A 24,080-nucleotide genomic window follows, 5' to 3' on the forward strand; every position below is an offset into this window, starting at 1 on the left:
CGGGAAACGTGGAGGGTGCTCCTGACACCCTTCTGTCAGCAGCTGGATTGCGCCTCGCGCCACCCGCCACTCCGCTCTTTCCATTTTGGCCGATACCTCCCATATTCGGGCCATGGCCAGACTGTCCGACAAGAAAACGCCTCCGCCGGCGAATGACGAGCGCGCTTCACCGCCCAAGCGGCGCAGTCCGCTGACCGATTTCCTCGATGCGTCGGAGCCCCTGTACAAGGGCGGCTTTGCCGAGGCGCCGCAGACCGAGTTCACCGGCGCCCCGCTGACCGGCTCGATCGCCGACTGGGCCGAGCAGATAGAGCAGGAAGCCGAGAAGGAAGGGCGCCAAATCTCCCCCCTCGAGGGGGAGATGTCGCCGAAGGCGACAGAGGGGGTCGCCGGAGGCAGCGCGGGACGCAAAGGAACGTCGAGTACTGCCGCACCGACCCCACCCGGCGGCTCCGCCGCCACCCTCCCCTCGAGGGGGAGGGAAGGCGCCAAGTCTGCCAAGAAAATCCCCGAGCGCTCCTCTTCCCCCGGCCGTACGGCACGCGGTACCTCGATGGGCGGCGCGGCTTCGGCGCGGGAGCGCACTGCGGCCGGTCTCAACCCTGTCGCCGGCCTCGATGTCTCACTGGAAGAGGCCGAGACAATGGCCTCGGGCGGCGTCACCGCCACCGTCGCGGCGCTGTCGGCGCTGATCGAATCCGGCAATCCGTTGCATAAGGACGGCGTGCTGTGGACGCCGCACCGTCCCGCCCGGCCGGAAAAATCCGAAGGCGGCATCGCCATCAAGATGGTCTCGGATTTCGAGCCCGCCGGCGACCAGCCGACGGCGATCAAGGATCTCGTCGAGGGCGTCAGCAGCAACGACCGCACCCAGGTTCTGCTCGGCGTCACGGGCTCGGGCAAGACCTTCACCATGGCCAAGGTGATCGAGGAGACGCAGCGCCCCGCTCTGATCCTGGCGCCCAACAAGACGTTGGCCGCGCAGCTCTATTCCGAATTCAAGAAATTCTTCCCGGAAAACGCCGTCGAGTATTTCGTCAGCTACTACGACTATTACCAGCCTGAGGCCTATGTGCCCCGGACCGACACCTACATCGAGAAGGAATCCTCGATCAACGAGCAGATCGACCGCATGCGCCATTCGGCGACGCGCTCGCTGCTCGAGCGCGACGACGTCATCATCGTCGCCTCGGTGTCCTGCATCTACGGTATCGGCTCGGTCGAGACCTACACGGCGATGACCTTCCAGATGCAGATCGGCGACCGGCTCGACCAGCGCGCGTTGCTCGCTGACCTCGTCGCCCAGCAGTACAAGCGCCAGGACATCAACTTCGTCCGCGGCTCGTTCCGGGTGCGCGGCGACACGATCGAGATCTTCCCGGCCCACCTCGAGGACCGCGCCTGGCGCATCTCGCTGTTCGGCGACGAGATCGAGGCGATTACCGAATTCGACCCGCTGACGGGACAGAAGACCGGCGAGCTGAAGAGCGTCAAGATCTACGCCAATTCGCACTATGTGACGCCGCGTCCGACCCTCAATCAGGCCATCAAATCGATCAAGGAAGAGCTCAAGCACCGGCTGGTCGAACTCGAACGGGCCGGTCGGTTGCTGGAGGCGCAGCGACTTGAGCAGCGCACCCGCTTCGACCTGGAGATGCTGGAAGCGACCGGCTCCTGCGCCGGCATCGAGAATTACTCGCGCTATCTGACCGGCCGCCAGCCGGGCGATCCGCCGCCGACCTTGTTCGAATACATCCCCGACAATGCGCTGGTCTTTGTCGACGAAAGCCACGTCACCATACCGCAGATCGGCGGCATGTATCGCGGCGACTTTCGCCGTAAGGCGACGCTGGCCGAGTATGGGTTCCGCCTGCCGTCCTGCATGGACAACCGGCCGTTGCGCTTCGAGGAGTGGGACGCCATGCGCCCGCTTTCCGTCGCGGTTTCGGCAACGCCCGGCGGTTGGGAGATGGAGCAGTCCGGCGGTGTCTTCGCCGAACAGGTCATCCGCCCGACCGGCCTGATCGATCCGCCGGTCGAAGTGCGCCCGGCCAAGAGCCAGGTCGACGACGTTGTCGGCGAAATCCGCGAGACCACCAAGGCGGGCTACCGCACGCTGGTCACCGTGCTGACCAAACGCATGGCCGAGGACCTGACCGAGTATCTGCACGAGCAGGGCATTCGCGTGCGCTACATGCACTCCGACATCGACACGCTGGAGCGTATCGAGATCCTGCGCGACCTGCGCCTCGGCACCTTCGACGTGCTCGTCGGTATCAACCTGTTGCGCGAAGGCCTCGACATTCCCGAATGCGGTTTCGTCGCCATTCTCGATGCCGACAAGGAAGGTTTCCTGCGCTCCGAGACATCGCTGATCCAGACCATCGGCCGCGCCGCCAGAAACGTCGACGGCAAGGTCATCCTCTATGCCGACCAGATCACCGGCTCGATGGAGCGGGCAATGGCCGAGACCAATCGCCGTCGCGAAAAGCAGATGGAGTGGAACGCGGCCAACGGCATCACCCCGGAATCGGTCAAGTCGCGCATTTCGGACATCCTGGACTCGGTCTACGAAAAAGATCATGTCCGCGCCGATATCTCGCAGTTCACCGACAGCGCCGGCGCGATGATGGGCAACAATCTGAAGGCGCATCTCGACGCCCTGGACAAGCAGATGCGCGACGCCGCCGCCAACCTCGATTTCGAGAAGGCCGCCCGCATCCGCGACGAGATCAAGCGGCTGCGCGAGATGGAGCTGTCCATCTCCGACGACCCGCTGGCCAAGTATGCCGACATGGAAAGCCCAGTCTCGGGCCGCGAGAAGGGCAAGCACAACAAGGGCGTGGCCAAACATCGTACATCGGAGGAACAGGAGCGTTTCCGCAAGCTCGACGAGGCACGTGCCGCCGAAGAGGCTACCCGGTCCAACCTCTTCCACAAGCCGGCGCTCGACGAAATGGGCGCCGACGGCGCCGTGCCGGTGAAGAAGCCGTTGTTTGCCAAGCCGTCGCTGGACGATATGGGACCAGGCACCGACATGCCGACGCCGTCAGGCGCGGTGTCGCGTTCGCTGTTCAAGAAACAGTCGGCGCAAGAAGCGCACGGCTCCGACTTCGGCATCCCGGGTGGACCGACCAAGCCGCTGTTCAAGAAGAACTCGCTCGATGAGATGACCGTGCGGCGGACCGAGAAGCCGGTCGAGGGAAAAGTGCCGGCGAAGCCGCAGCCGATCTCCCCCCAAGTGGGGGAGAATCCCGGCAGGACAGAGGGGGCGCGAAGGGACGCGACGATTCCGCCAAACCTGTTGTCCGCCAGCGCGCCGGCATCGGCTCCTACGAAGACCCCGCCGACGCCCGCCGCGAAAAGCGCCGTCCCGGCAAGACGGGACGGCCGGGGCGGTAGCGAGCTTCCCTTCTCCCCTTGTGGGAGAAGGGGAAGCTAGCCACTTGCCATCGGCCCTACCTCTGGTGTAGCCAGTTTCTACAACTCGAACGTCTTGAAAGGAGGGCTGCGTGTTATTTTCTCACCACCGTCAGCGCGGCCCTGTCCCTGCCCTGCGAGCTAGCTTGCAGGGCTGACCAGAGACGGTCCGGGTTTTTCTTCCCGCTTCGATTTTCTTGGTCTGCCCTTCGTGGTGCCGCAACGCTGAGCCTGATGGCCAGCCTGCGCACCGTCAAAGTGCATGGAACCGGAATTCACTCCGGACAGACCAGAGAAATCGACATGGCCCTGATCAGCCTCAAGTCTCTCGGCGTCACCATGAGTGCGCCGCTCTTCTCCAACCTCGACCTCACCATCGGCACCGGCGACCGGCTCGGCATCGTCGCCGCCAATGGTCGGGGCAAATCCACTTTGCTGAAGTGCCTGACCGGCGAGATGGAGTCGACATCAGGCGACATCACCCGCACGCGCGGCCTGCGCGTCGGCTATGTCGAGCAAGTCGTCCCCGCAGCCTTGGCCGGGCGTAGCTTTCATGAGGTGGTGGCCGACGCCTTGCCGGCCGAGCAGGCCGAAAGCGAGCAATGGCGCGTTGACGTGGTTCTCGACTCGCTCGACGTGCCGCAGCCGATGCGAGCGCGGCCGATGCTGGCCTTGAGCGGCGGCTGGCAAAGGCTGGCGCTGATCGCCCGCGTCTGGGTCACCGACCCCGACGTCCTGCTTCTCGACGAGCCGACCAATCACCTCGATCTCGGCAAGATCAGCCAGCTCGAGACCTGGCTGAACGCGCTGCCACGTGAGGTGCCGCTGGTGATTGCCAGCCACGACCGCGCTTTTCTCGATGCTACGACCAACCGGACGCTGTTCCTGCGCCGCGAACAGTCGCCGGTATTCTCGCTGCCCTATTCACGAGCCAGGGACGCATTGAGCGAAGTCGATGCCTCGACCGAACGCAAGTTCCAGCGCGACATGAAGGTGGCGCAACAGCTGCGCCGGCAAGCGGCCAAGCTCAACAATATCGGCATCAATTCCGGCAGCGACCTCCTGACGGTCAAGACCAAGCAGCTCAACCAACGCGCCCAGCGCCTCGAGGAGGTCGCAGCCCCCGCGCATCGCGAAAAATCGGCGGGCGCGATCAAGCTCGCCAATCGCGGCAGCCATGCCAAGGTGCTGATCACGCTCGACGATTTGGTGGTCGGAACACCTGACGGCACGGTTCTGTTCAGCACCGGCAAGCGCCACATCTGCCAAGGCGACCGCATCGTCCTGCTCGGCCGTAACGGCGTCGGCAAGTCACGGCTGATCGGCCTGATCCGGAACGCCATCGTCGAGCCGGAAACGGCGGCGCAAAGCCTGAAGGTGACGCCGTCGACGGTGCTCGGCTATAGCGACCAGGCATTGTCGGGCATCGGCGGCGACGACACGCCGCTGGCGATGCTCTCGCGCAGATTCGATGTCGGCGAGCAGCGCGCCCGTTCGCTGCTGGCGGGCGCCGGCGTCAGCATCGAGATGCAGGAGCGCAGGATCGGCGTGCTGTCGGGCGGGCAGAAGGCGCGGCTGATGATGCTGGCGCTGAGGCTCGCCAATCCCAATTTCTATTTACTCGACGAGCCGACCAATCATCTCGATATCGATGGTCAGGAAGCACTGGAAGCGGAATTGCTGGAACATCAGGCCAGCTGCCTGCTTGCCTCGCACGACCGCTCCTTCATCCGCGCGGTTGGCAACCGCTTCTGGCTGATCGAGAAACGGCGATTGACCGAGATCGACAGCCCGGAGGAGTTCTTCCGGGAGGTTGCCGAAGCCGGCGGCTGAAGGCTTGCGGAAAAAAATTCCGGCGCTCTGTCGGATGATGATCGCATGCCACGTCCTTGGGTTGCCGACACGGTGATGCCGGCGCCAATCGAGGAGAAAGCATCATGTCTATTCTGTCATCCATAGGTCACGCCGTGACGCGTTACTCGGCGGCTCGCGCCCGTTATCGCAGCGAACGCGCCATCCTTTCATTGCCGATCGAGCTGCGCAAAGATATTGGCTGGCCGGAAATCGTCGTCGACGCGCAAAACAGCCCGCGGATTCGCATCGAAGGTTAAAAGGTGGCAGTTGGCCGTCGCGGCAGGCGCCATTTCGAATCCAAAAAACCATCGGCCGTGTAGGATCGTCGCCATTTCGTTCGTCCTGTGGTTCGCAAAGGCAAACCAGACGCAAAGAGGAGCATGACATGAATGACCAGCCGCAGACCCAGCCCGCCGCCAAAGTGCTTGGCGGATTGACGCCCTACCTTCAGCTGGACGGCGCTTTCAAAGCCGCAGAATTTTACCAAAAGGCCTTCGGTGCCGAGCAGGTCTTTGCCTATCCGCCGGACGAACAGGGCCGCACCATGCATATCCATCTCCACATCAACGGTTCGACCCTGATGCTTTCCGACTTCTATCCCGAGCATGGAATGGCCGCTGTAAAGCCGCAGGGCTACACCATGCAGCTCCATCTCGGCAGCGACGACATCGACGCCTGGTGGAAGCGGGCCATCGAGGCGGGCTGCGAGGAAGTCGTGCCTTTGCAGGTGATGTTCTGGGGCGACCGCTGGGGCAATATGCGTGATCCGTTCGGCGTCGAATGGGCAATGAACGCACCGGTGAAGAAGGCTTAGCATTCCACACAGGCTGTGTCTGAAATCACCTCTCCCGCTCCAGAGGGAGAGGAAAACGATCGCATGGAGGAAATCAGATGTCCTATGTCGACGGTTTCGTACTTGCCGTACCGAAGGCAAAGCTCGATGCTTACAAGAAGCTGGCGGAAACCGGCGGCGCTGTCTGGAAGGAGCACGGTGCTCTTGCCTATGTCGAATGCGTCGGCGACGACGTGCCTTATGGCGAGCTCACCTCGTTCCCGCGTGCCGTTCAGGCCAAGGACGACGAGATCGTCATCTTCTCGTGGGTGGTCTATGAATCGCGGCAAAGCCGCGACGTGGTGATGGCCAAGGTGATGGCCGACCCACGCCTCAAGCCGGACTGGTCGACGATGCCGTTCGACGGCAAGCGCATGATCTTCGGCGGCTTCCAGCCCTTCATCGAGCTGTAGGCGCCCCTCGATCAAGTTTATTGAGCAGCGGCTTCAGCCGGTCGCCATAGCGCTTCCACAGGTCGACCGAGCCCTGATACATCGGCTGGCGCACTTGCGCAGCCGACGCCGTTCGCACCGGCCGGTCGGTCTGGTGGAACGACAGCACGGCGTCGTCCCACGGCAGGCCGAGATGGGCGATCAGCGCCCGCGATTGGCCTTCCTGGTCGGCGACGAAATCCTCGTAGCGAACGTCGTGCACGACATCAGGCAGCACGGCGTGCCAGTGCGCCATGATGTCGGTGTACAGATTGTGGAAATCGGCGAGCTCGTCGAGATCGTAGCCGTAGCGATGGCTGTCGCCGCGGAAGTGCACCTTGTAGATCGACAGGCAGGTCGCCGCCGCATCGCGCGCGCAATGGATGATCTTGGCCCGCGGCAGCATCATGTGGATGAAACCGACCAACAGAAAATTGCCGGGCATCTTGTCGGTGACGTGTCGAGAACCCGGATAGCGGGCGTGCAGCATGTCGAGATAGGCCTGGCCGGCCTCGGCATAGGCCTTGTCGGGCATGTCGGCGATGCCCCAGGGAAAGCCGCCCTTCATGCTGAGCGGAAACTGCTTGCCGACCGCCGTCTTCAATATGCTGAGCTCGCCGGCGCCATAGACCTGCGGATGGCTGGCGATGATCTGCTCGACCAGCGTGGTGCCGGAACGCGGCATGCCGACGACGAAGATCGGCGTGTCCTCGGCTATCTCGCTCGGCTTGTGCCTTTCAAAAAAGGCTTTGTCGAACACCGCCTTCATCGCCTCGAACTCGCCGCGCGTCTTGCCGGCGTCGTAGTCAATGCCCTGGCGGCGGATCGCGTTGCCTTCGGCGAAATAGTCGAAGGCGCGGCCATACTGCCTGAGGTCGTCATTGGCCTTGCCGAGACCGAAGGAAAGCTGCATGCGCGCCAGACTGCCTTGCGGCGCCTTGGCGTGCTCCGCCTCCATGCGGGCAAGCTCGGCGTCGCGCTCCTTCTGGCGCTTGACCTGGGTAAGCATCAGCCAGGCCCTCGCCATGCCGTGCTCCACAGCCAGCGCCTGCCTGAAAAGATCCGCAGCCTCGTCGAGATTGCCCTTTTCCATCAGCCCGACGCCCAGGCCATGCAAAAGATCGGCATCCTTCGGCCGGATCGTCAGCGCCTCGCGAAAAACAGCCAATGCCTCATCCAGCCGGCCCGCTTCCTGCAGCGTCTCGGCAAGCCCGACGCGGGCGCGGACATGGAACGGGTTGCGGCCGATCGTGCCGCGATAAATATCCTCGGCGCCTTCGAATTGGCCGAGCTGCTTCAGCGACGAGCCGAGATTGTCACGCGCCGCCAGCTGGTCCGGCCGAATCGCCACCACCTTGCGGAAGAGATCGGCGGCGGCCGCGACCCGGCCGAGGTCGCGCAGCACGGTGCCGAGATTGTTGAGGAAATCCGGATTGTTCGGTTGCAGACGCACCGATTGTTCGATCAGCGCCAGCCCCTCGGCGCTGCGCCCGGTCTGGTGCAGCAGAAGCCCGAGGAAATGCGCAGCAGCCGGGTGGTTGGCCTTTTGCGCCAGCACCTGTCGGTAAAGCGCCTCGGCTTCCTGCCGGCGCCCGGCCTGGTGCAGCTGCAGCGCCTGCTGCACGTGCTGGTCGAGCCCCAGCGGCGGCTGTCCGCCTGAGCCGTAACGTGCGCCTGCCGGTTGTCTCGGATCTCTGTTGATGGGAAACCTGCCGTGTTGTCCGCCTGCCGCGATCTAGGCCATCGCTGCGGCGCGTGCAAGAGCAGACGGCGGTCGCTACGAAGCAAAACTTCGAACCCGGGGGAGCCTACCGAAAGTCGGCCGGCGTCAGCACATACATGTTCCTGCGGCCGTGCGAGTAGGCTTGGCGCGCAATCTCGTGGATCGACGAACGCTTGGCGTCGAAGGCGCTGAGAAATTCGGCCTCGGCTCCGCTTGCTGCCGGGTTTGCCGCCGAAAGTGCCGCGACCTCGACAAAGAACGGGACTTCGAACATGCCGTCATGGCCGACGAAACGAATGCGCTTGGCCGCCGCGTCATAGGAGCGGCTGGGATTGGGAAAATTGAGCGTCATGGCTTGCGCGTCAAATCAGGCGGTTGCTTTCGGCAAGCTGGCGCGCCCGCCGCGCCGTGCCGTCGGTGTCGGCAATCCTTCGCCTTGCCGCCTCGTCGCTTCTTATCGTGAGACGCGGCGACAAGACCTTTATCGGCTTTGCGACAGGACTGACTGCAACTGTCGGGACATCCGGTGTTCTTGCGGAGTTCATGACTCTCTTCCTTCCATTGCTAGATAAATACAAATGCCGGAGGAATTTTTTCGGAAGTTCTTCAAACAATTTTTGAGGTGCACCGGGACCGTATCATCGTTCTGCGGATAACTATAGAAAAGTAATTTGACGTTGGTAGGGGTAAGAGGCCGAAAACTTCTTGAATAAGCCGTATTTTCAGACTATTGGTATGAAACCGTTTTGGGCCATGCTTGGCCCCGCGGTGTCAGGGATTCTCGGCCCGCCAAACTTATCCAAATCGCCGACACCTGGTACCGCAATGCAGGCTCCGCTTCCGGGGCAGGCCGGAAAGAAACTTCAAGGCACGAGAACTTCAAGGCACAAGCGAGAACTTCGAGGCACAAGAATGTCTGCTCGCACCACCCATTCCATAGCGCATTTCGCGGCACCTTTCGTGCTTGGCGGGCTGGATGGCGTGCAGCCGGCCGGCGACTATGACATCGACCACGACGAAGAACTGATCGACGGCATGTCCTGGCCTGCCTGGCGCCGCGTCGCCACTTTCATCCATCTGCCGGCAAGGACAGTGAAAAGCGCGACCAGCCAGCTTGTCGCCATTGACCATGCCGAGCTCGACGCAGCGCTTCGGCACGACCAGGAGAATGTCACATGATCCGCTTCCAGCAGAATGCGCGGCGCACGGACACGCCGGCGCATATCTTCACCGTCGGCCAGACCGTCCGCATGAAGAGCCGCACCGGCCTTGCCCAAAAGACCGCGGAGCTGTTCCAGATCAAGAGCCGGCTGCCGGTCAAGGACGGCTCGCCGCAATATCGCATCCGCAGCGATCAGGAGACCTATGAGCGGGTCACCACGGAAGACAATCTCGAACCGGTCGACAACCCGGCCAACTGAGCCGACGCGCCACAACGCTGCTTCACATGCTGATGATGCCGCAGATCCGCGTCGCCTGCGCATCTCCAACGGGAACGGCGCTGAGCTCTACGCCGGCCCCCAGATGGTGCTTATCCGGCCAGGCTGTAGGTCGGTGCGCTAGCAGGGCCCGTCATCGACGACGCGATAATCCGCCGCGCGGGCTTCGCATTCGTTGGGGAATGTGCGCAGTTCGCCATGGCGACGGGCACAGACTGGGCGGTATTCGCGGGTGCAGAATGTCTGCTCCTCACCGCCACCACCACCGCCGCGGCACTCGCCCTCGCGAATGATGCGGTATCCGGCCCGTTCGGCAAGGCAGGCATTGGCGAAGGTCTGGCGGTCGCCGCCGCGCCGGGCACAGACCGGGTCATATTGCCTAGTGCAGAATTGCGGCCCCGGCCGTGGCGGGCGCGGCCCCGGCCCCTCATCATCCACCACGACGGTGCAGGCTGCGAGAATTGCCAACAGGAACAGGATGGAAAAAACCTGCCGCGGAAAGATTGCCGCAAGAAACCGCATGAATGTTCCCTCCTCGAAACTCCTGCCTGCACAAATGGTGCCTGGGTCAGGCCGATCCTCGTCATTCCGCTGCCAGATGCAACCCCTGTTTGCAACTGGCGAGCCAGGGCGGTATGGCGGCGCAAGCCAAGACAGCACCTGCCCCGCTTGCTGGACCATGCCTGGGTGAAGTCTGGCCGATGACCGCGCAGAGAACCGGGACTATCGGTGCGATGCGTCGGGATGCGCCTGTTGGGGCCGCCCGCGGCTGTGTCTTGCAAGCATCACGTTTCCGTGCGATAAATTTTGTGTTCGGGCATTTGCGACCCGGAGAGCGGAACGTTTTGGACGACCTTTCCCCGATACTGTGAATCTCTGACAGCCCCGTTTTCGGCGGGGGGTTTTACCATGCGCCAATGCATGACTGCCGAAGCAACCACCGGGACTTGCCCACGGCGCCAGGCGGCGGGCGGAACCACCAAGACTGACACGGGTGAAGGAGTTTCCCCAATGGCCCAGACCGGCACCGTTAAATTCTTCAACGCTACCAAAGGCTTCGGCTTCATCACGCCCGATGGCGGCGCCAAGGATGTGTTCGTCCACATCTCGGCGATCGAGGCTTCCGGGCTGCGCACGCTCGTCGACGGTCAGAAGGTCACCTTCGATGTCGAGCCCGACCGTATGGGCAAGGGTCCGAAAGCGGTCAATCTCCGCGCTGCCTGAAACCACAGCGTGCCGCGCGTCCTTTCGGGGTGAGGATGCTGCAAGGCTTTTGGAGTGAACTTGAATTCTGTAAAGGCGCGGCGGTTTTCGTCGCGCCTTTTGTGTTCCGGGATGCTTGCCCGCACCCGCAAAACTTTCTCTTGCCGATGGCACTAAAATAAAGGACAAATTTCCGTCCGGGCATTTGCCGGCCCGAGACTGGACTTGTGGGATCAAAGGAGCTTCCCATGCCGCAGACCGGCACCGTCAAATTCTTCAATCACGCCAAGGGCTTCGGCTTCATCACGCCGGACGACGGGGCAAAGGATGTCTTCGTCCATATTTCGGCCGTGCAGGCGTCGGGTCTTCCCGGTCTTGAGGATGGGCAGAAAGTGACATTCGACACCGAGCCGGACAAGCGCGGCAAGGGTCCGAAAGCCGTCAACCTGTCGATCGGCTGAACCACCCCCGGACAGAATGGACGTGGGCCGGTCTGGCCTGCGGTGTTTGCCGCACGCTTGAACCGCCCAGTTAGATGAGCCGCCTGGTCAAATTTCGTTCAGCCCCCGTTCAGCCACGGTCGCATATTAATCTTCGTTAAAGCCGGACCGCATCCCCCGAAAACGACCCGGGCCGGCACGAAGGAGACCGACATGAACCGAATTTTCAAGACTGCCATCCTGTCCGCCGCGGTCGTTGCGACCACGCTTGCGACCTTGCCCGCGGCCAATGCCGACGAATGGCGCCATCACCGCCGCCACCACGGCCACGGCGACGCCGTTGCGGCCGGCGTGCTCGGCCTTGCGGCCGGTGCCCTGATCGGCGGTGCTCTCGCCAACCCGCAGCCCCGCTATTACGACCCGGCCTATGATGATGAATACTACAGGCCTGCCCCGGTACGCCGTTATTACGTGCAGCCGCGAGTGGCCTATGCCGAAAGCTATGCGGAGCCGTGGACCCGCGGCTGGTACGAATACTGCTCGGACCGCTACCGGAGCTTCAACGCCCGTACCGGCACGTTCACCGGCTATGACGGCGAACAGCATTTCTGCACCACCAATTAGCGGAGGCAGTTTCCCGTCGGAAAAAGCGCGGTCGCACAGGCCGCGCTTTTTGTTTCCGGCAAGCGGTTTCAGACCAGAAAAGGATTGCTCCGCCGCTCCTCACCAAAACGGCCGCCGGGACCATGGCCGCAGATAAAGCCGATGTCGTCGCCCAACGGCAAAAGCTTCTCCTTGATCGAGGCGATCAGCGCGGCGTGGTCGCCGCCCGGCAGGTCGGTGCGGCCGACCGAACCGCGGAACAGCACGTCGCCGACATGCGCGAACTTCGCCGCCCGGTTATAGTAGACGACGTGGCCGGGTGCGTGGCCCGGACAATGGAGCACCTCGAACTCGTGTGAGCCGAACGAAACGGTCTCGCCTTCGGCAAGGAACCGGTCGGGGACACAGTTGCGCACGGGATCGGTGATGCCGTAGCGCTTTGCCTGGTTCTCGAGATTGGCGAGCAGCGGCCGGTCGGCGGCATGCGGACCGATGATCTCGATACCGAGCGCCTCCTTCAGTTCCATGGCCCCGCCGGCATGGTCGATATGGCCATGGGTAATCCAGATCGCGCCGGCAGTGATCGCATTGTCCTCGAGCGCCGCCAGCACCTTGTCGATGTCACCGCCCGGATCGACGACAACGCCTTGTCTGTCGTCCATGTCGAAGAGGATGGTGCAGTTCTGCTGGAACGGCGTGACCGGCACGATGCCGGCGTTGAGCTGACCCATATTCGTCCTTTCACGCTGTCGGAGTGCTGCGCGTCCCCTCGAACGCGTCAGGAGAGCTCCAACTTTGAACCAGGCCCTGATGTAGAGACACACGCGAACGGCGTCCACCGCTCCCACAAACGGCAAACGAAATGGGCGGCCGAAGCCGCCCATTTGAAAACCTGAAACGTCGAAGCTTATTTCTTCATCGCGTTCATGACCGCACCGATGATGCCGGTCAGGATGGCGCCGCCGCCGGCACCGCCAACGATATTTGAAATGTTCAACGCGCTGCCGGCCCCTGCCGCCGTGGCGGCTGCTGCCGGATCGACCGCGCCACCCAGCAGACTGTTGAGGATGGCCGCACCGCCGACGCCGCCGACAGCGCCACCCAGGATTTTGGTAAGCTGCCCCATCGCCGCACTCTTGATAGCCGCACCCACCGCCTGGCCACCGATGATGCCCGTAATCACCTGAATAATGATCGGAAGAAGCGTGTTCATATCCATATTTCCAGTCCCTCCATAGCTGCCAGCCTCCCAGGCCGACGCCATCATGAGACGCCGAATTGAATGAAAGTCAAATGCGCAAACGCTTAAATAAAAGGGGCGGCCCGAAAACCGCCCCTACTTGATAAAAAACCTGTGACTTTCGTTATTCTGCAGCAATCGCGTGGTTGGGTTGAACCGCCGCAGAATAGTCGTTCATCAATGTCTTGGCGATATCGCCGACCTCGAATCGGTACGGACCGATCTCCGAAACCGGTGTCACCTCGGCCGCCGTGCCGGTGAGGAAGCACTGGTGGAAGCCTTCAAGCTCCTCCGGCATGATGGCGCGCTCGATCACCTCCAAACCGCGGTCCTTGGCAAGGTCGATGACCGTGCGGCGGGTGATGCCGTCGAGGAAGCAATCAGGCTTGGGCGTATGGATCTTGCCGTCCTTGACGAAGAAGATGTTGGCGCCTGTCGCTTCCGCCACCTGGCCACGCCAGTCGAGCATCATGGCGTCGGCATAGCCCTTGGCCTCGGCGGCATGCTTGGACATAGTGCAGATCATGTAGAGGCCGGCCGCCTTCGATTTCGACGGTGCGGTGCGCGGGTCGGGGCGGCGCCATTCGGCCATGTCGAGCCGGATGCCCTTGAGCTTCTGCGCCGGGTCGAAATAGCTTGGCCACTGCCAGATGGCGATGGCGCAGTTGATCCGGCTGTTCTGTGCGGAAACGCCCATCTGTTCACTGCCGCGCCACGCGATCGGCCGGACATAGGCGTCCTGGAAACCTTGCTTCTTCAACAGCGTGCGGCAGGCGTCGTCGATCTCGGCGACCGAATAGGGTATCTTGAAGCCAAGCAGGCGCGCCGATTCATGCAGGCGTTCGGTGTGGTCGGTCAGCTTGAAAATTTCGCCGCCATAAGCGCGCTCGCCCTCGAATACCGCGCTGGCGTAGTGCAGCCCGTGGGTCAAGACGTGGATCTTGGCGTCGGCCCATTTGACGAACTCGCCGTTCATCCAGATAAAGCCGTCCAGTTGGTCGAAGGGAACGGATGCCATGGTAACCTCCCGCGGGCGGCAGCCCGCACATCATTGTGTCGTTGCGTGTTTCGCCTCGGCCGCTGCGGGCGGCCATTGTGTCAAAGCGTAGGCGGATATTTAAGGTCTGGCAAACTCAGGAAGTTCCGGAAAAAACGGCTTCGCTTGCATTTTCGTTCGCAATCCGCCGAAAAGCTTGCCAAAAATTACCATCGCGCGGAAAATACGTCAATAGTGCTGACATAATTTCCTGCTTCACACGGAGAAAAGATGACGAGCCACGCAGCCGCAGAACCGATCAGGACGGCGATCACCGACGAGGACGGCATCGATTTCGCCATCATCGAGTTGTTTTTCTTCGCCTATCGCGACTTTACCTCCGATCCGGACCAGATCCTGGCCGAATACGGTTTTGGCCGTGCCCATCACCGGGTTCTGCATTTCGTCAATCGCCGGCCCGGGCTGACGGTCGCCGAGCTCCTCGACGTGCTCAAGATCACCAAGCAGAGCCTGGCGCGCGTGCTCAAGCAACTGATCGACACCGACCATATCGTGCAATTGCAGGGCCCTCGCGACCGCCGCCAGCGCGAACTCTACCCGACGGCCAAGGGCCGTGCCCTGGCGCTGGCGCTGGCGCGGCCACAGTCGCGCCGCATCCATGCTGCATTGGAAGATTCCGGAGCCACCGAACGCGCCGTTATCGAACGGTTCCTTGAAGCGATGGTCAATCCGGAACTAAGGGCGCAGATCGACATTGTGCCCGCAAAGATGTCAGGGAAAAACCATGGAGACCATTGAGAGGGTTGATCATCCGACAGCACCGGAAGACGACGCGCCGCATCTGCTGGTGGTCGACGACGACACCCGTATCCGCAATCTTCTGAAACAGTATCTGACCGAAAACGGCTTTCGCGTCACCGTCGCCGGAAATTCCGGCGAGGCGCGGCGCAAGCTCGCCGGCCTCGACTTCGATCTGATCGTGCTCGACGTCATGATGCCGGGTGAAAGTGGCGTCGACCTCACCAAGGCGCTGCGGGCGGAGAAAAACGTGCCGATCCTGATGCTCACCGCACTGTCCGAAACCGACAGCCGGATCACCGGGCTCGAGGCCGGCGCCGACGACTATCTGCCTAAACCGTTCGACCCGCGCGAGCTGATCCTGCGTATCAACAATATCCTGCGCCGCGGCGGCCCCGCGACAACGCCTAAGGTCGAACAGCTGGTCTTTGGCCCCTATACGTTCCAGATCGCCAGGCGTGAGCTGAAGCGCGGCGGCGAGGCGCTCAAGCTGACCGACCGCGAGCAGGAAATCCTGGCGATCTTCGCTGCGCGTGCCGGCGAAACGATACCGCGGCATGAGCTTGTCGGCGATGAATCCGAGGTCGGCGAGCGCACGATCGACGTCCAGATCAATCGGCTCCGCCGCAAGATCGAACGCGATCCGTCCAATCCGGTCTGGCTGCAGACAGTGCGCGGTATTGGGTATCGGCTCAGCGTGGAATAGAATGTCGCCGACAGCGGTCCTTTGCCGGGCCGCCGGTGAGCGAAAAGACGAATGGCGACCACGCAACTCGAACGGCCGGGAGATGGCGGCTTGAGCGCTCGCGCGACGCGGGCGCTCAAGGCCGTGCCGCGCGCCTGGAACCGTTTCTGGCGCCTGGTGTCGCTTTACATGCCGAAGCGGCTCTATGCCCGTTCGCTGATCATCGTCATCGCGCCGATGATCATGCTGCAGTCGGTCGTCGCCTTTGTCTTCATGGAGCGCCACTGGCAGACCGTGACGCAGCGCCTGTCGCAGGCCACGGTGCGCGACATCGCCGCCATCATCGACCTGATAGAGACCTATCCTCACGACGCCGACTACGCCAACGTCATCCGCATCGCCCAGGATCGCATGCAGCTGAAAGTCGACCTCCTGCCGCCCGACCCGCTGCCGCCTCCCGGGCCAAAGCCGTTCTTCTCGATCCTCGACGAGATCCTTTCGTCCGAGATCACCCGCCAGATCAACCGTCCGTTCTGGATCGATACGGTCGGCAATTCCAATATCGTCGAGGTCCGCGTCCAGCTCGAGAACAAGGTGCTGCGCGTCTTCGTGCGCCGCAGCCAGGCCTATGCATCGAACACCCATATTTTCCTGATCTGGATGGTCGGCACCTCGCTGGTGCTGCTGATGATCGCCATTCCCTTCCTGCGCAACCAGATCCGGCCGATTCTGACGCTGGCCGAGGCGGCCGAGAGCTTCGGCAAGGGCCGGCCGATGCCGCGCGATTTTCGCCCGCGCGGAGCCGAGGAAGTCCGCCGCGCCGGCTTTGCCTTCATACAGATGCGCGAACGCATCGAACGCCAGCTCGAGCAGCGTACCGCCATGCTGAGCGGCGTCAGCCACGATCTGAGGACCATCCTCACCCGCTTCAAACTGCAATTGGCGCTTGCCGGGACCAAGGCGGCCGATACCCAGGCACTCGACCAGGACATCGACGACATGCAGTCGATGCTGGAAGGCTACCTTGCCTTTGCACGCGGCGAAGCTTCGGAAGACGCCGGTCAGTTCGATCTCGAAGCCTTCTTCGACAAGCTTCGCGAGGAAGCCGCGCTGCGCAAGCGCAAGCTGTCGACCGTGCTTGTCGGCGATCCGCATGTGCACGTGCGCCCCAATGCCTTTGCCCGGCTGCTGTCCAACGTCGTCGGCAATGCATTCCGCTATGCCAAGACGGTGGAGATCAATGCCAATCATGGGCGCGGTTCGCTGCTCGTCACCATCGACGATGACGGCCCGGGAATTCCGCCCGAAAAGCGAGAGGATGTATTCAAGCCGTTCGTGCGGCTGGACGAGGCCCGCAACCTCGACGCCAGCGGCACCGGCCTTGGCCTCTCCATCGCACGTGACATTGCCCGCAGCCATGGCGGCGACATCGTCCTCGAACGCAGCCCGCTCGGCGGCCTTCGGGCGGTGATCAAGGTCCCCGCTTGACGGCAGCGACACCCGGCCTTCATCGGCCCGTCATGAAACCATGGTGAAGAGCGCCAATGAAGCGCGCGATCCTGATTGATTCGGCCCTGCGGCCTCATTTCGACCCCGCGCCTGTCCGGGTGCGCCGGTGCGAGGCCAGAGTGGCGGCGTGGTCGCCGTTCAGGCATCGCGGCAAGCCAATCAAGGTTGCCGCCAAGGGACCGCCATGCGCATCCTGATGGTCACCGACGCCTGGCGCCCGCAAGTCAACGGCGTCGTCCACACGCTGGAGCGCCTCTCGGAGACCCTGAAATCCTTCGATATCGAGACGGACTTCCTGACGCCGAATATCTTTCGCACCCTGCCTCTGCCGACCTATCCCGATATCAGGCTGGCGCTGACGACGCCGCACCGCGTGGCGCAGCTGATCGAGGCACGCAAGGTGGATCACATCCATATCGTCACCGAAGGACCGCTCGGCATTATGGCCCGGCGCTACTGCCGCAACGCCGGCCGGCCGTTCACGACCAGCTATCACACACGTTTTCCGGAATATCTGAGCGCGCGCCTGCCGGTGCCTGAAGCATGGGCCTATCGCTGGCTGCGTGATTTCCACAATTCAGGACAGGGCACGCTGGTTGCCACCCAGTCGCTTGCCGACGATCTTGCGGCGCGCGGCTTCACCAAGCTCCGGCCGTGGACGCGCGGCGTCGACACCGATCATTTTCGGCCGGACAAACGAAAGGACCTGGGATTTCCCGGACCGATCTTCCTCTGCGTCGGCCGCGTCGCGATCGAAAAGAACCTGCCGGCCTTCCTCGACCTCGACCTGCCGGGCAGCAAGGTGATCGTAGGCGAAGGGCCGGAATTGGCGAAGCTGAAGGCCAGATATCCCGATGCCCATTTCCTTGGCCATCGTCCGAACGACGAACTGGCCGAGATCTACGCTTCGGCCGATGCCTTCGTCTTCCCCAGCCGCACCGACACGTTCGGCAACGTCATCATCGAGGCGCTGGCCAGCGGCACGCCGGTCGCAGCCTATCCAGTCACCGGACCGATCGATATTGTGGGTGACGGCATCGGCGGCGCGGTGTCGGACGACCTGCGGCAAGCAGCGCTCGCCGCCCTTCACGTCGACCGCGCCGAGGCGCGGCAACGCGCGATGCGCTACAGCTGGAAGGCCTGCGCGGAAATGTTCATGGAAACGGTCGAAGAGGCGCTGGGTACCACGCGTAAACTGGCTGCGTGAACAACAGCGCAGCTAGAACAACCTGCCGCCGTCCGGCACCTTGCGCTCGATCGCGCCAAGGACGACGGCGCCCTCCTCGTCAGGAAAGCCGAGCGTCAGCACTTCCGACATGAATGGCCCGATCTGACGCGGCGGGAAATTGACCACAGCGAACACCTGCCGGCCGATTAGGGTTTCGGGCGTATAATATTTCGTGATCTGGGCCGAGGATTTCTTCATCCCGATCACGGGACCGAAGTTGATTTTCAATTTGATCGCCGGCTTGCGCGCCTCGGGAAAAGGCTCGGCCTCGACGATCGTGCCGGCGCGGATGTCGATGCGGTCGAAATCGGCAAAGCTGATCTCGGGTTTTCGCGCGTTGCTCGAACTCATCGACGGTCAGGCGTTTCCGTAGGTTTCGAACAGCACGCCGGCCAACGCATCCTTGGCCGAAGTGCCTGACCAGACGACGAACTGGAACGCCTGGAAATAGCATTCGCAGGCCTCCAGCGCCGACGACAGCAGCACCTCGACCTGCTGGCTCGACGGCTCGACCCCACCGGCCAGCAGCAGCGACTGGCGGAACATGATGGCGCCTTCCTGCTCCCAGAGGTCGAAATGGCCAAATAGCATCTGCTCGTTGATCAGCGAAAGCAGCCGCATCACCTCGAGCGCGCGCGCCTCCGGGACCTTGATGTCGAAGGCGCAGGCCAGGTGCAGCGCCTCATAGTCCTCCATCCAGGAGAATGAAACGTGGTAGTCGGTCCAGCTTCCGGCAACAGAGATCGAGATCTCGTCGTCGCCGGCCCGCTCGAAGGACCAATCGTTGTTGTGCGCCACCTGCTCGATAACATCCACCGGATGGATTTCGCGGGAGAATTCGAGTTCGAGAAGTTCCATGAAATGCTTCCTGTCGTTCTGGGAGCGCCACCACACGCTCCGCGGGAGAGGCGCACTCGAACAATTCTGCCTAGAACTCGGACGGCCAGGACTTCGTCAACGCAAAGACCCCGGACCGGACCCCACCGCCCGGCGCATGACCCTGCTCCGAATCATGCAACAAATTCAGTCTATTGATCGGGAGTCGCGTGACCAGCCAAATTTTTCGCACTGCGTCATTCGCATGTGGAAAGGCGCTGTCACAAAGATTCACGCAGTACCGGTAAGCGATTCACGACAAAGCGCTTTTTGCGATCCGGCTTTGTGGAAAAGTTTAACAATTTATTTCTTGTTATTTTTTTGCACGCGGCTTTGACGCAGCCGCAGGCGCTGCTTGACCGGTCAATTCGGCAAGCCTGGCCTCAAGCGCCTCGATGCGAGCGGCGAGGCGGGTGTTTTCTTCCCTGGCCTTCGCCGCCATGTCGCGAGCGGCCTCAAATTCCTCGCGCTGCACCACGTCCATGGAGTTGAGTATGCGCTCGGCCTGGCCCCTGAAGGCGGTCTCCACCTCGCGCCGCACGCCTTGCGCGGCACCGGCTGCATCGGTCATCAGCTTGGCGAATTCATCGAGAATGCGGTTCGGTCCGGTCGCCATGGCAAATCCTCGCTTGGTCGAATTGACGTAGTGGCGCACGATTCGGAATGCAAGCATATGCTTGCCTTGACCCCGCCAAAAGCCTGCCGCATGGTCCGCGCCCGAACCTGATTGGGAACCCGGAGACCCTGTTGAGCGAATATTTGCTGCCGCTGGCCGCCCTGCCCTTTCCCAACATCGACCCGGTCATCGTCCGGATCGGACCGCTGGCGGTGCATTGGTACGGCGTCGGCTACATCGTCGGCATTCTGTTCGCCTGGTGGTATGCCAAGCGCCTCGTCACCAACCCAAAACTGTGGCCCGACGGCACCCTGCCGATGAAGCCCGTCGACCTCGATGACTTCATCGTCTGGGCAGCCATCGGTGTGGTGCTCGGCGGACGCACCGGCTACGTGCTGTTCTACGACCTGCCGCGCTACATTGCCAATCCGCTCGATATCGTCGCCGTCTGGCAGGGCGGGATGTCGTTTCATGGCGGCCTGATCGGCGTCATTCTCGCAATGACGCTGTTTTCCCGGTCTCGTGGCATCCGCACATGGTCGCTGTTCGACGTGGTTGCCGCCGGCGTGCCGGTGGGGCTTGGCCTCGTTCGCCTGGCAAACTTCATCAATTCCGAACTATGGGGCCGGCCGACCGACGTTCCATGGGCATTCGAATTCCCCAATGGCGGCCCATTTGCACGCCATCCGAGCCAGATCTACGAGGCGCTCCTCGAAGGGCTGGTGTTGTTCCTTGTCCTGCGCTTCCTCACCCATTCGCGGCTCAAGCTGAAGGCGCCGCGCTTCGTCGGCGGCGCCTTCATCGCCGGCTATGGCGCCTCGCGCATCTTCGTCGAATTCTTTCGCGAGCCCGACCAGCAGCTTGGCTACCTCCTTGGCACGAGCTGGCTGACCATGGGAATGGTGCTGTCACTGCCGATGGTGCTGGCCGGCATCTGGGCGATGGCTACAGCCAAGCCGGTGACAAAACCGCAGCCGGCATGACGCGGCTGAAGACCCGCATCGCCGAGCTGATCGGTGCCGTGGGACCGATCCCCATCAGCGAATACATGGCGCTCTGCCTGTTCGATCCGCAGGACGGCTATTATACGACACGCGAGCCGTTCGGCGCCGCCGGCGACTTCGTCACCGCGCCGGAGATCAGCCAGATGTTTGGCGAACTGGTCGCCATCTGGCTCTACCAGGCGTGGCTGGCGATCGACCGGCCGACGCCGGTCGCCATCGCCGAAATAGGCCCCGGCCGCGGCACGCTGATGAGAGATATGCTGCGCACGCTTTCGCGGGTCGATCCGACGCTTACCGCCAGCGCATCGTTCGCCTTGATCGAGACCAGTCCGCGGTTGACCGAGGTCCAGAAACGAACGCTTGCCGGGACGTCGGCCACCGTCGCCTGGCATGAGGCCGTGGACACACTACCGCAGGCGCCGCTTCTGATTGTTGGTAACGAGCTGTTTGACGCGGTGCCCATCCGCCAGTTCGTCCGCGCCGGAGCCGGCTGGCGCGAGCGGATGATCGGTCTCGACGATGCGAACCGGCTGCGCTTTTTCGTCGGCGCCGGCTCGCTCGACCTGATGCTGCTGCCGGAGGGTGCCGAGAATGCGCCGGAAGGTGCGATCGTCGAGGTGGCGCCAGCCCGCGCCGCCCTGATGGCGGCCATCGCCGGGCGACTTGCCGGATTTGGCGGCGCCGGCCTATTTCTCGACTACGGTCACCTCCAGCCCGGGATCGGCGACACCTTGCAGGCCTTGCGCAAGCACGGTCATGAGGACGTGCTGGCCAATCCGGGGCAGGCCGATCTCACAGCCCATGTCGATTTCGCTGCCCTCGCGGCAACCGTTCGGGCACACAGCCTCGATGCCCACCTCTCAACGCAAGGTGAATTCCTGCTCAAGATGGGGCTTCTCGAACGAGCTGGCCGGCTCGGCGCCAATGCCGATGAGGCAGCTCGCGAAAAGATCGCGGCCGACGTCGAGCGCCTCGCCGGCCCGCTGGCCATGGGCGAACTCTTCAAGGTGCTTGCCGTCCTCCCCGCCGGCATTGCCGTTCCGCCGTTTCCAAGCACGGATTGACTTTTCGCTGCCGCCTCTCTCACTCTCCCGTCTCCGACTAGCGCCCGACATCAACTGCGCCAGCCTTCAACTGACCAGCCTTCAACTGCGCCCCTTCAACTCGCTTGACGAAATCGCCCATACGGACAACAAAGCCGCCATGCTGAATCAGACCAAACCGGATCCCGTTCGGTCGCCCTTGCTGGAAACGGCGCAAGGCATCCGCCACGGCTACTTCACGCGAGTCGGCGGCATTTCCAGCGGCATCTACCGGGGCCTCAACATCGGCACCGGCTCGAACGACGACCAGACGCTGGTGCGCGAGAATCGCCGCCGGGTCGCCGAATGGATGGGCGTGCCTGCAAACCATCTGCTGACCGCTCACCAGGTTCATTCGCCGGACGTCGTCATTGCCAGGGAGCCTTTTGCCGGCGAGCGGCCCAAGGCCGACGCCATTGTCACCGACCGGCCGGGCATTGCCGTCGGTGCCTCGACCGCCGACTGCGGACCGGTCCTCTTCGCCGACGCCGAGGCGCGCATTATCGGCGCCGCCCATGCCGGCTGGAAAGGCGCTTTCACCGGAGTGCTGGAAAACACCATCGCGGCAATGGAAAGCCTCGGCGCCCGGCGCGACCGCATCGTCGCAGTGCTCGGTCCTTCGATCGGCCCACGGAATTACGAAGTCGGACCGGAATTCGTCGCCCGTTTCGTCGACGCCGATGCCGGCAATGCTCGCTATTTCGCGCCCTCCGCAACTGCCGGACACGCGATGTTCGATCTCAACCGCTACACGGTCGACCGGCTGACCAAGGCTGGCGTCAACGCCGAAGGACTTGGCCGCTGCACCTATGCCGAGGAAGAGCTTTTCTACTCCTATCGGCGCAGCACGCATCGCAACGAGCCCGACTACGGGCGACAGGTTTCGGCAATCGTTTTGGAGGCTGACTGATGGCGCTGCATTTCGAACGCTCGGAATTCGACGCGCGGCGCGATCGACTGATGATCGAGATCGCCGAAAAGAAGCTCGACGCCGTCCTGCTGTTTGCCCAGGAAAGCATGTATTGGCTAACCGGCTACGACACCTTCGGCTTCTGCTTTTTCCAGTGCCTGGTGGTCAAGGCCGACGGCTCGATGGTGCTGCTGACGCGTTCGGCCGACTTGCGCCAGGCGCGCCACACCTCGATCATCGACAACATCGTTTTGTGGACGGACCGCAACGGCGCCAATCCGGCGGTAGATCTGCGCAATCTGCTCAACGAGCTTGACCTGCTCGGCGCCCGGATCGGCGTCGAATACGACACCCACGGCCTGACCGCCTATAATGGCCGGCGCCTCGACGAGCAGTTGCAGACCTTCGGGCAGATCGCGGATGCCTCCGGCATTGTCAGCCGGCTACGGCTGTTCAAGAGCCCGGCAGAAATCGCCAAGGCGGAAAAAGCCGCAAATCTGGCCGACGACGCGCTGGACGCAGCACTGCCGCTGATCAAGCAGGGCGGCGATGAGGCGCTGATCCTCGCCGCCATGCAGGGTGCGATCTTTGCCGGCGGCGGCGATTATCCGGCCAACGAGTTCATCATCGGCTCCGGAGTCGACGCCCTGCTTTGCCGCTACAAGGCCGGTCGCCGCAAGCTCACCAAGAACGACCAGCTGACGCTCGAATGGGCCGGTGTCTTCCACCACTACCATGCGGCAATGATGCGCACGGTGTTGACCGGCAAGGTATCGAAACGCCACCAGGAATTGTTCGATGCCGCCCGCGCCGCGCTACTTGCAGTCGAGAAGGCGATGACGCCCGGTAATACGTTCGGCGACGTGTTCGACGCCCATGCCCGCACCCTCGAAGCCCACAATTTGACCAAGCACCGGCTCAATGCCTGCGGCTATTCGCTCGGCGCCCGCTTCACCCCGTCCTGGATGGATATGCCGATGTTCTATCAGGGTAATCCCGAACCGATTGCGCCGAACATGACGCTGTTCGCCCATATGATCATCATGGACTCCGAAACCGAAACCGCGATGACGCTTGGCCGCACCTATCTGACCACCGAATCGCAGCCCAAGCCGCTGTCCCGCCATGATCTCGACTTGATCGTGCAGTGAATCCATAATGGAAAGAGTGTGAGGGGCGTTCGTCGCCAA

General features: G+C 62.7%; 28 protein-coding genes. 18 read left to right on the forward strand and 10 right to left on the reverse strand.

Going from position 1 to position 24,080, the window contains the following annotated elements:
* The first annotated feature begins 112 nt into the window (after nucleotides 1–112).
* The 5 genes from uvrB to NKI17_RS19340 all read left to right on the forward strand — a co-directional run bounded on the left by uvrB (nucleotide 113) and on the right by NKI17_RS19340 (nucleotide 6,519).
* Entirely contained in the window at nucleotides 113–3,442 is a 3,330-nt protein-coding gene (uvrB, locus tag NKI17_RS19320; RefSeq protein WP_502894549.1) for an excinuclease ABC subunit UvrB, read from the forward strand.
* A 281-nt stretch (nucleotides 3,443–3,723) separates the two neighbouring features.
* Nucleotides 3,724–5,253 (forward strand): ABC-F family ATP-binding cassette domain-containing protein, encoded by a 1,530-nt coding sequence (locus NKI17_RS19325; protein ID WP_352906579.1) that lies wholly within the window; start codon nucleotides 3,724–3,726, stop codon nucleotides 5,251–5,253.
* A 104-nt stretch (nucleotides 5,254–5,357) separates the two neighbouring features.
* Nucleotides 5,358–5,531: a hypothetical protein gene (locus NKI17_RS19330; protein WP_023719167.1), complete on the forward strand. Its 174-nt coding sequence runs from the start codon at nucleotides 5,358–5,360 to the stop codon at nucleotides 5,529–5,531.
* Nucleotides 5,532–5,659: 128 nt separating this feature from the next.
* Nucleotides 5,660–6,088: a VOC family protein gene (locus NKI17_RS19335; protein WP_352615584.1), complete on the forward strand. Its 429-nt coding sequence runs from the start codon at nucleotides 5,660–5,662 to the stop codon at nucleotides 6,086–6,088.
* 77 nt (nucleotides 6,089–6,165) lie between these two features.
* Nucleotides 6,166–6,519, forward strand: coding sequence for a DUF1428 domain-containing protein (locus tag NKI17_RS19340; protein WP_352906581.1), 354 nt, complete (start codon nucleotides 6,166–6,168; stop codon nucleotides 6,517–6,519).
* Here NKI17_RS19340 and NKI17_RS19345 read toward each other — a convergent pair.
* The 3 genes from NKI17_RS19345 to NKI17_RS19355 form a co-directional block, all read right to left on the reverse strand.
* Nucleotides 6,506–8,161 (reverse strand): tetratricopeptide repeat-containing sulfotransferase family protein, encoded by a 1,656-nt coding sequence (locus NKI17_RS19345; RefSeq protein ID WP_352906583.1) that lies wholly within the window; start codon nucleotides 8,159–8,161, stop codon nucleotides 6,506–6,508. The genes NKI17_RS19340 and NKI17_RS19345 overlap by 14 nt on opposite strands.
* A gap of 184 nt (nucleotides 8,162–8,345) precedes the next feature.
* On the reverse strand, nucleotides 8,346–8,612 hold the full coding sequence (locus tag NKI17_RS19350) for a DUF1488 family protein (protein ID WP_352567998.1): 267 nt from the start codon (nucleotides 8,610–8,612) through the stop codon (nucleotides 8,346–8,348).
* A gap of 10 nt (nucleotides 8,613–8,622) precedes the next feature.
* Nucleotides 8,623–8,805 (reverse strand): hypothetical protein, encoded by a 183-nt coding sequence (locus NKI17_RS19355; protein WP_023678406.1) that lies wholly within the window; start codon nucleotides 8,803–8,805, stop codon nucleotides 8,623–8,625.
* Between the two features lie 367 nt (nucleotides 8,806–9,172).
* Between NKI17_RS19355 and NKI17_RS19360 the strand changes: the two genes are divergently transcribed.
* Both NKI17_RS19360 and NKI17_RS19365 read left to right on the forward strand, forming a co-directional pair.
* Nucleotides 9,173–9,439 carry a hypothetical protein gene (locus NKI17_RS19360; protein WP_023678407.1) on the forward strand — a complete coding sequence of 89 codons (267 nt, stop codon included), beginning with the start codon at nucleotides 9,173–9,175 and terminating at the stop codon, nucleotides 9,437–9,439.
* Entirely contained in the window at nucleotides 9,436–9,681 is a 246-nt protein-coding gene (locus NKI17_RS19365) for a hypothetical protein (protein ID WP_023678408.1), read from the forward strand. Before NKI17_RS19360 ends, NKI17_RS19365 begins: the two co-directional genes overlap by 4 nt.
* A 138-nt stretch (nucleotides 9,682–9,819) precedes the next feature.
* On the opposite strand, the gene NKI17_RS19370 is transcribed toward NKI17_RS19365, so the two are convergent.
* Entirely contained in the window at nucleotides 9,820–10,221 is a 402-nt protein-coding gene (locus NKI17_RS19370) for a Kazal-type serine protease inhibitor family protein (protein WP_352637242.1), read from the reverse strand.
* Between the two features lie 489 nt (nucleotides 10,222–10,710).
* On the opposite strand from NKI17_RS19370, the gene NKI17_RS19375 reads away from it, so the two are divergent.
* The 3 genes from NKI17_RS19375 (at nucleotide 10,711) to NKI17_RS19385 (ending at nucleotide 11,966) form a co-directional block, all read left to right on the forward strand.
* A complete protein-coding gene (locus NKI17_RS19375) occupies nucleotides 10,711–10,923 on the forward strand; it encodes a cold-shock protein (protein WP_006202520.1) in 213 nt (70 codons plus the stop codon).
* A 227-nt stretch (nucleotides 10,924–11,150) separates the two neighbouring features.
* Nucleotides 11,151–11,363, forward strand: a complete 213-nt coding sequence (locus NKI17_RS19380; RefSeq protein ID WP_006202521.1) for a cold-shock protein — start codon at nucleotides 11,151–11,153, stop codon at nucleotides 11,361–11,363.
* A 192-nt stretch (nucleotides 11,364–11,555) separates the two neighbouring features.
* Nucleotides 11,556–11,966 carry a BA14K family protein gene (locus NKI17_RS19385; protein ID WP_352567999.1) on the forward strand — a complete coding sequence of 137 codons (411 nt, stop codon included), beginning with the start codon at nucleotides 11,556–11,558 and terminating at the stop codon, nucleotides 11,964–11,966.
* 68 nt (nucleotides 11,967–12,034) lie between these two features.
* Here NKI17_RS19385 and NKI17_RS19390 read toward each other — a convergent pair whose 3' ends face one another.
* From NKI17_RS19390 to NKI17_RS19400, 3 genes are all read right to left on the reverse strand, one after another.
* Nucleotides 12,035–12,676, reverse strand: coding sequence for an MBL fold metallo-hydrolase (locus tag NKI17_RS19390; protein ID WP_352568000.1), 642 nt, complete (start codon nucleotides 12,674–12,676; stop codon nucleotides 12,035–12,037).
* A 176-nt stretch (nucleotides 12,677–12,852) separates the two neighbouring features.
* On the reverse strand, nucleotides 12,853–13,164 hold the full coding sequence (locus NKI17_RS19395) for a hypothetical protein (protein ID WP_023678412.1): 312 nt from the start codon (nucleotides 13,162–13,164) through the stop codon (nucleotides 12,853–12,855).
* Between the two features lie 145 nt (nucleotides 13,165–13,309).
* Nucleotides 13,310–14,203 carry a branched-chain amino acid aminotransferase gene (locus NKI17_RS19400; protein WP_352568001.1) on the reverse strand — a complete coding sequence of 298 codons (894 nt, stop codon included), beginning with the start codon at nucleotides 14,201–14,203 and terminating at the stop codon, nucleotides 13,310–13,312.
* Nucleotides 14,204–14,452: 249 nt separating this feature from the next.
* Between NKI17_RS19400 and NKI17_RS19405 the strand changes: the two genes are divergently transcribed.
* The 4 genes from NKI17_RS19405 (at nucleotide 14,453) to NKI17_RS19420 (ending at nucleotide 18,381) form a co-directional block, all read left to right on the forward strand.
* The gene (locus NKI17_RS19405) at nucleotides 14,453–14,980 is read left to right on the forward strand and encodes a MarR family winged helix-turn-helix transcriptional regulator (RefSeq protein ID WP_023678414.1); all 528 of its coding nucleotides are present in this window, start codon (nucleotides 14,453–14,455) and stop codon (nucleotides 14,978–14,980) included.
* A complete protein-coding gene (locus NKI17_RS19410; RefSeq protein ID WP_023678415.1) occupies nucleotides 14,967–15,686 on the forward strand; it encodes a response regulator in 720 nt (239 codons plus the stop codon). The genes NKI17_RS19405 and NKI17_RS19410 overlap by 14 nt, the downstream gene beginning before the upstream one ends.
* Nucleotides 15,687–15,737: 51 nt before the next feature.
* Nucleotides 15,738–17,153, forward strand: coding sequence for an ATP-binding protein (locus NKI17_RS19415; protein WP_023678416.1), 1,416 nt, complete (start codon nucleotides 15,738–15,740; stop codon nucleotides 17,151–17,153).
* Nucleotides 17,154–17,358: 205 nt separating this feature from the next.
* Nucleotides 17,359–18,381, forward strand: coding sequence for a glycosyltransferase family 4 protein (locus NKI17_RS19420; RefSeq protein ID WP_352450495.1), 1,023 nt, complete (start codon nucleotides 17,359–17,361; stop codon nucleotides 18,379–18,381).
* Between the two features lie 12 nt (nucleotides 18,382–18,393).
* On the opposite strand, the gene NKI17_RS19425 is transcribed toward NKI17_RS19420, so the two are convergent.
* The 3 genes from NKI17_RS19425 to NKI17_RS19435 form a co-directional block, all read right to left on the reverse strand.
* Entirely contained in the window at nucleotides 18,394–18,753 is a 360-nt protein-coding gene (locus NKI17_RS19425; RefSeq protein ID WP_352906586.1) for a tRNA-binding protein, read from the reverse strand.
* A gap of 6 nt (nucleotides 18,754–18,759) precedes the next feature.
* A complete protein-coding gene (locus tag NKI17_RS19430) occupies nucleotides 18,760–19,260 on the reverse strand; it encodes a type III secretion system chaperone family protein (RefSeq protein WP_023678420.1) in 501 nt (166 codons plus the stop codon).
* Between the two features lie 331 nt (nucleotides 19,261–19,591).
* A complete protein-coding gene (locus NKI17_RS19435) occupies nucleotides 19,592–19,894 on the reverse strand; it encodes an accessory factor UbiK family protein (RefSeq protein WP_352706241.1) in 303 nt (100 codons plus the stop codon).
* Between the two features lie 131 nt (nucleotides 19,895–20,025).
* Here NKI17_RS19435 and lgt point away from each other — a divergent pair, with 131 nt between their 5' ends.
* The 4 genes from lgt to NKI17_RS19455 all read left to right on the forward strand — a co-directional run bounded on the left by lgt (nucleotide 20,026) and on the right by NKI17_RS19455 (nucleotide 24,041).
* A complete protein-coding gene (gene lgt, locus NKI17_RS19440) occupies nucleotides 20,026–20,877 on the forward strand; it encodes a prolipoprotein diacylglyceryl transferase (protein ID WP_352450498.1) in 852 nt (283 codons plus the stop codon).
* Complete coding sequence (locus tag NKI17_RS19445) at nucleotides 20,874–21,962, forward strand: class I SAM-dependent methyltransferase (protein ID WP_352906588.1); 1,089 nt, start codon at nucleotides 20,874–20,876, stop codon at nucleotides 21,960–21,962. The genes lgt and NKI17_RS19445 overlap by 4 nt, the downstream gene beginning before the upstream one ends.
* A 139-nt stretch (nucleotides 21,963–22,101) precedes the next feature.
* A complete protein-coding gene (gene pgeF, locus NKI17_RS19450) occupies nucleotides 22,102–22,890 on the forward strand; it encodes a peptidoglycan editing factor PgeF (protein WP_023678424.1) in 789 nt (262 codons plus the stop codon).
* On the forward strand, nucleotides 22,890–24,041 hold the full coding sequence (locus tag NKI17_RS19455; RefSeq protein WP_023678425.1) for a M24 family metallopeptidase: 1,152 nt from the start codon (nucleotides 22,890–22,892) through the stop codon (nucleotides 24,039–24,041). Before pgeF ends, NKI17_RS19455 begins: the two co-directional genes overlap by 1 nt.
* Nucleotides 24,042–24,080: the final 39 nt, after the last annotated feature.

Source organism: Mesorhizobium sp. M0816 (assembly GCF_040320005.1).
Classification (GTDB): Bacteria; Pseudomonadota; Alphaproteobacteria; order Rhizobiales; family Rhizobiaceae; genus Mesorhizobium.

Excerpts from the sequence above, each read along its gene's own strand:
- uvrB (WP_502894549.1), top strand. The coding sequence starts at position 113 with ATGGCCAGACTGTCCGACAAGAAAACGCCTCCGCCGGCGAATGACGAG.
- NKI17_RS19325 (WP_352906579.1), top strand. The coding sequence starts at position 3,724 with ATGGCCCTGATCAGCCTCAAGTCTCTCGGCGTCACCATGAGTGCGCCG.
- NKI17_RS19330 (WP_023719167.1), top strand. The coding sequence starts at position 5,358 with ATGTCTATTCTGTCATCCATAGGTCACGCCGTGACGCGTTACTCGGCG.
- NKI17_RS19335 (WP_352615584.1), top strand. The coding sequence starts at position 5,660 with ATGAATGACCAGCCGCAGACCCAGCCCGCCGCCAAAGTGCTTGGCGGA.
- NKI17_RS19340 (WP_352906581.1), top strand. The coding sequence starts at position 6,166 with ATGTCCTATGTCGACGGTTTCGTACTTGCCGTACCGAAGGCAAAGCTC.
- NKI17_RS19350 (WP_352567998.1), bottom strand. The coding sequence starts at position 8,612 with ATGACGCTCAATTTTCCCAATCCCAGCCGCTCCTATGACGCGGCGGCC.
- NKI17_RS19355 (WP_023678406.1), bottom strand. The coding sequence starts at position 8,805 with ATGAACTCCGCAAGAACACCGGATGTCCCGACAGTTGCAGTCAGTCCT.
- NKI17_RS19360 (WP_023678407.1), top strand. The coding sequence starts at position 9,173 with ATGTCTGCTCGCACCACCCATTCCATAGCGCATTTCGCGGCACCTTTC.
- NKI17_RS19365 (WP_023678408.1), top strand. The coding sequence starts at position 9,436 with ATGATCCGCTTCCAGCAGAATGCGCGGCGCACGGACACGCCGGCGCAT.
- NKI17_RS19370 (WP_352637242.1), bottom strand. The coding sequence starts at position 10,221 with ATGCGGTTTCTTGCGGCAATCTTTCCGCGGCAGGTTTTTTCCATCCTG.
- NKI17_RS19375 (WP_006202520.1), top strand. The coding sequence starts at position 10,711 with ATGGCCCAGACCGGCACCGTTAAATTCTTCAACGCTACCAAAGGCTTC.
- NKI17_RS19380 (WP_006202521.1), top strand. The coding sequence starts at position 11,151 with ATGCCGCAGACCGGCACCGTCAAATTCTTCAATCACGCCAAGGGCTTC.
- NKI17_RS19385 (WP_352567999.1), top strand. The coding sequence starts at position 11,556 with ATGAACCGAATTTTCAAGACTGCCATCCTGTCCGCCGCGGTCGTTGCG.
- NKI17_RS19390 (WP_352568000.1), bottom strand. The coding sequence starts at position 12,676 with ATGGGTCAGCTCAACGCCGGCATCGTGCCGGTCACGCCGTTCCAGCAG.
- NKI17_RS19395 (WP_023678412.1), bottom strand. The coding sequence starts at position 13,164 with ATGGATATGAACACGCTTCTTCCGATCATTATTCAGGTGATTACGGGC.
- NKI17_RS19400 (WP_352568001.1), bottom strand. The coding sequence starts at position 14,203 with ATGGCATCCGTTCCCTTCGACCAACTGGACGGCTTTATCTGGATGAAC.
- NKI17_RS19405 (WP_023678414.1), top strand. The coding sequence starts at position 14,453 with ATGACGAGCCACGCAGCCGCAGAACCGATCAGGACGGCGATCACCGAC.
- NKI17_RS19410 (WP_023678415.1), top strand. The coding sequence starts at position 14,967 with ATGGAGACCATTGAGAGGGTTGATCATCCGACAGCACCGGAAGACGAC.
- NKI17_RS19415 (WP_023678416.1), top strand. The coding sequence starts at position 15,738 with ATGGCGACCACGCAACTCGAACGGCCGGGAGATGGCGGCTTGAGCGCT.
- NKI17_RS19420 (WP_352450495.1), top strand. The coding sequence starts at position 17,359 with ATGCGCATCCTGATGGTCACCGACGCCTGGCGCCCGCAAGTCAACGGC.
- NKI17_RS19425 (WP_352906586.1), bottom strand. The coding sequence starts at position 18,753 with ATGAGTTCGAGCAACGCGCGAAAACCCGAGATCAGCTTTGCCGATTTC.
- NKI17_RS19430 (WP_023678420.1), bottom strand. The coding sequence starts at position 19,260 with ATGGAACTTCTCGAACTCGAATTCTCCCGCGAAATCCATCCGGTGGAT.
- NKI17_RS19435 (WP_352706241.1), bottom strand. The coding sequence starts at position 19,894 with ATGGCGACCGGACCGAACCGCATTCTCGATGAATTCGCCAAGCTGATG.
- NKI17_RS19445 (WP_352906588.1), top strand. The coding sequence starts at position 20,874 with ATGACGCGGCTGAAGACCCGCATCGCCGAGCTGATCGGTGCCGTGGGA.
- pgeF (WP_023678424.1), top strand. The coding sequence starts at position 22,102 with ATGCTGAATCAGACCAAACCGGATCCCGTTCGGTCGCCCTTGCTGGAA.
- NKI17_RS19455 (WP_023678425.1), top strand. The coding sequence starts at position 22,890 with ATGGCGCTGCATTTCGAACGCTCGGAATTCGACGCGCGGCGCGATCGA.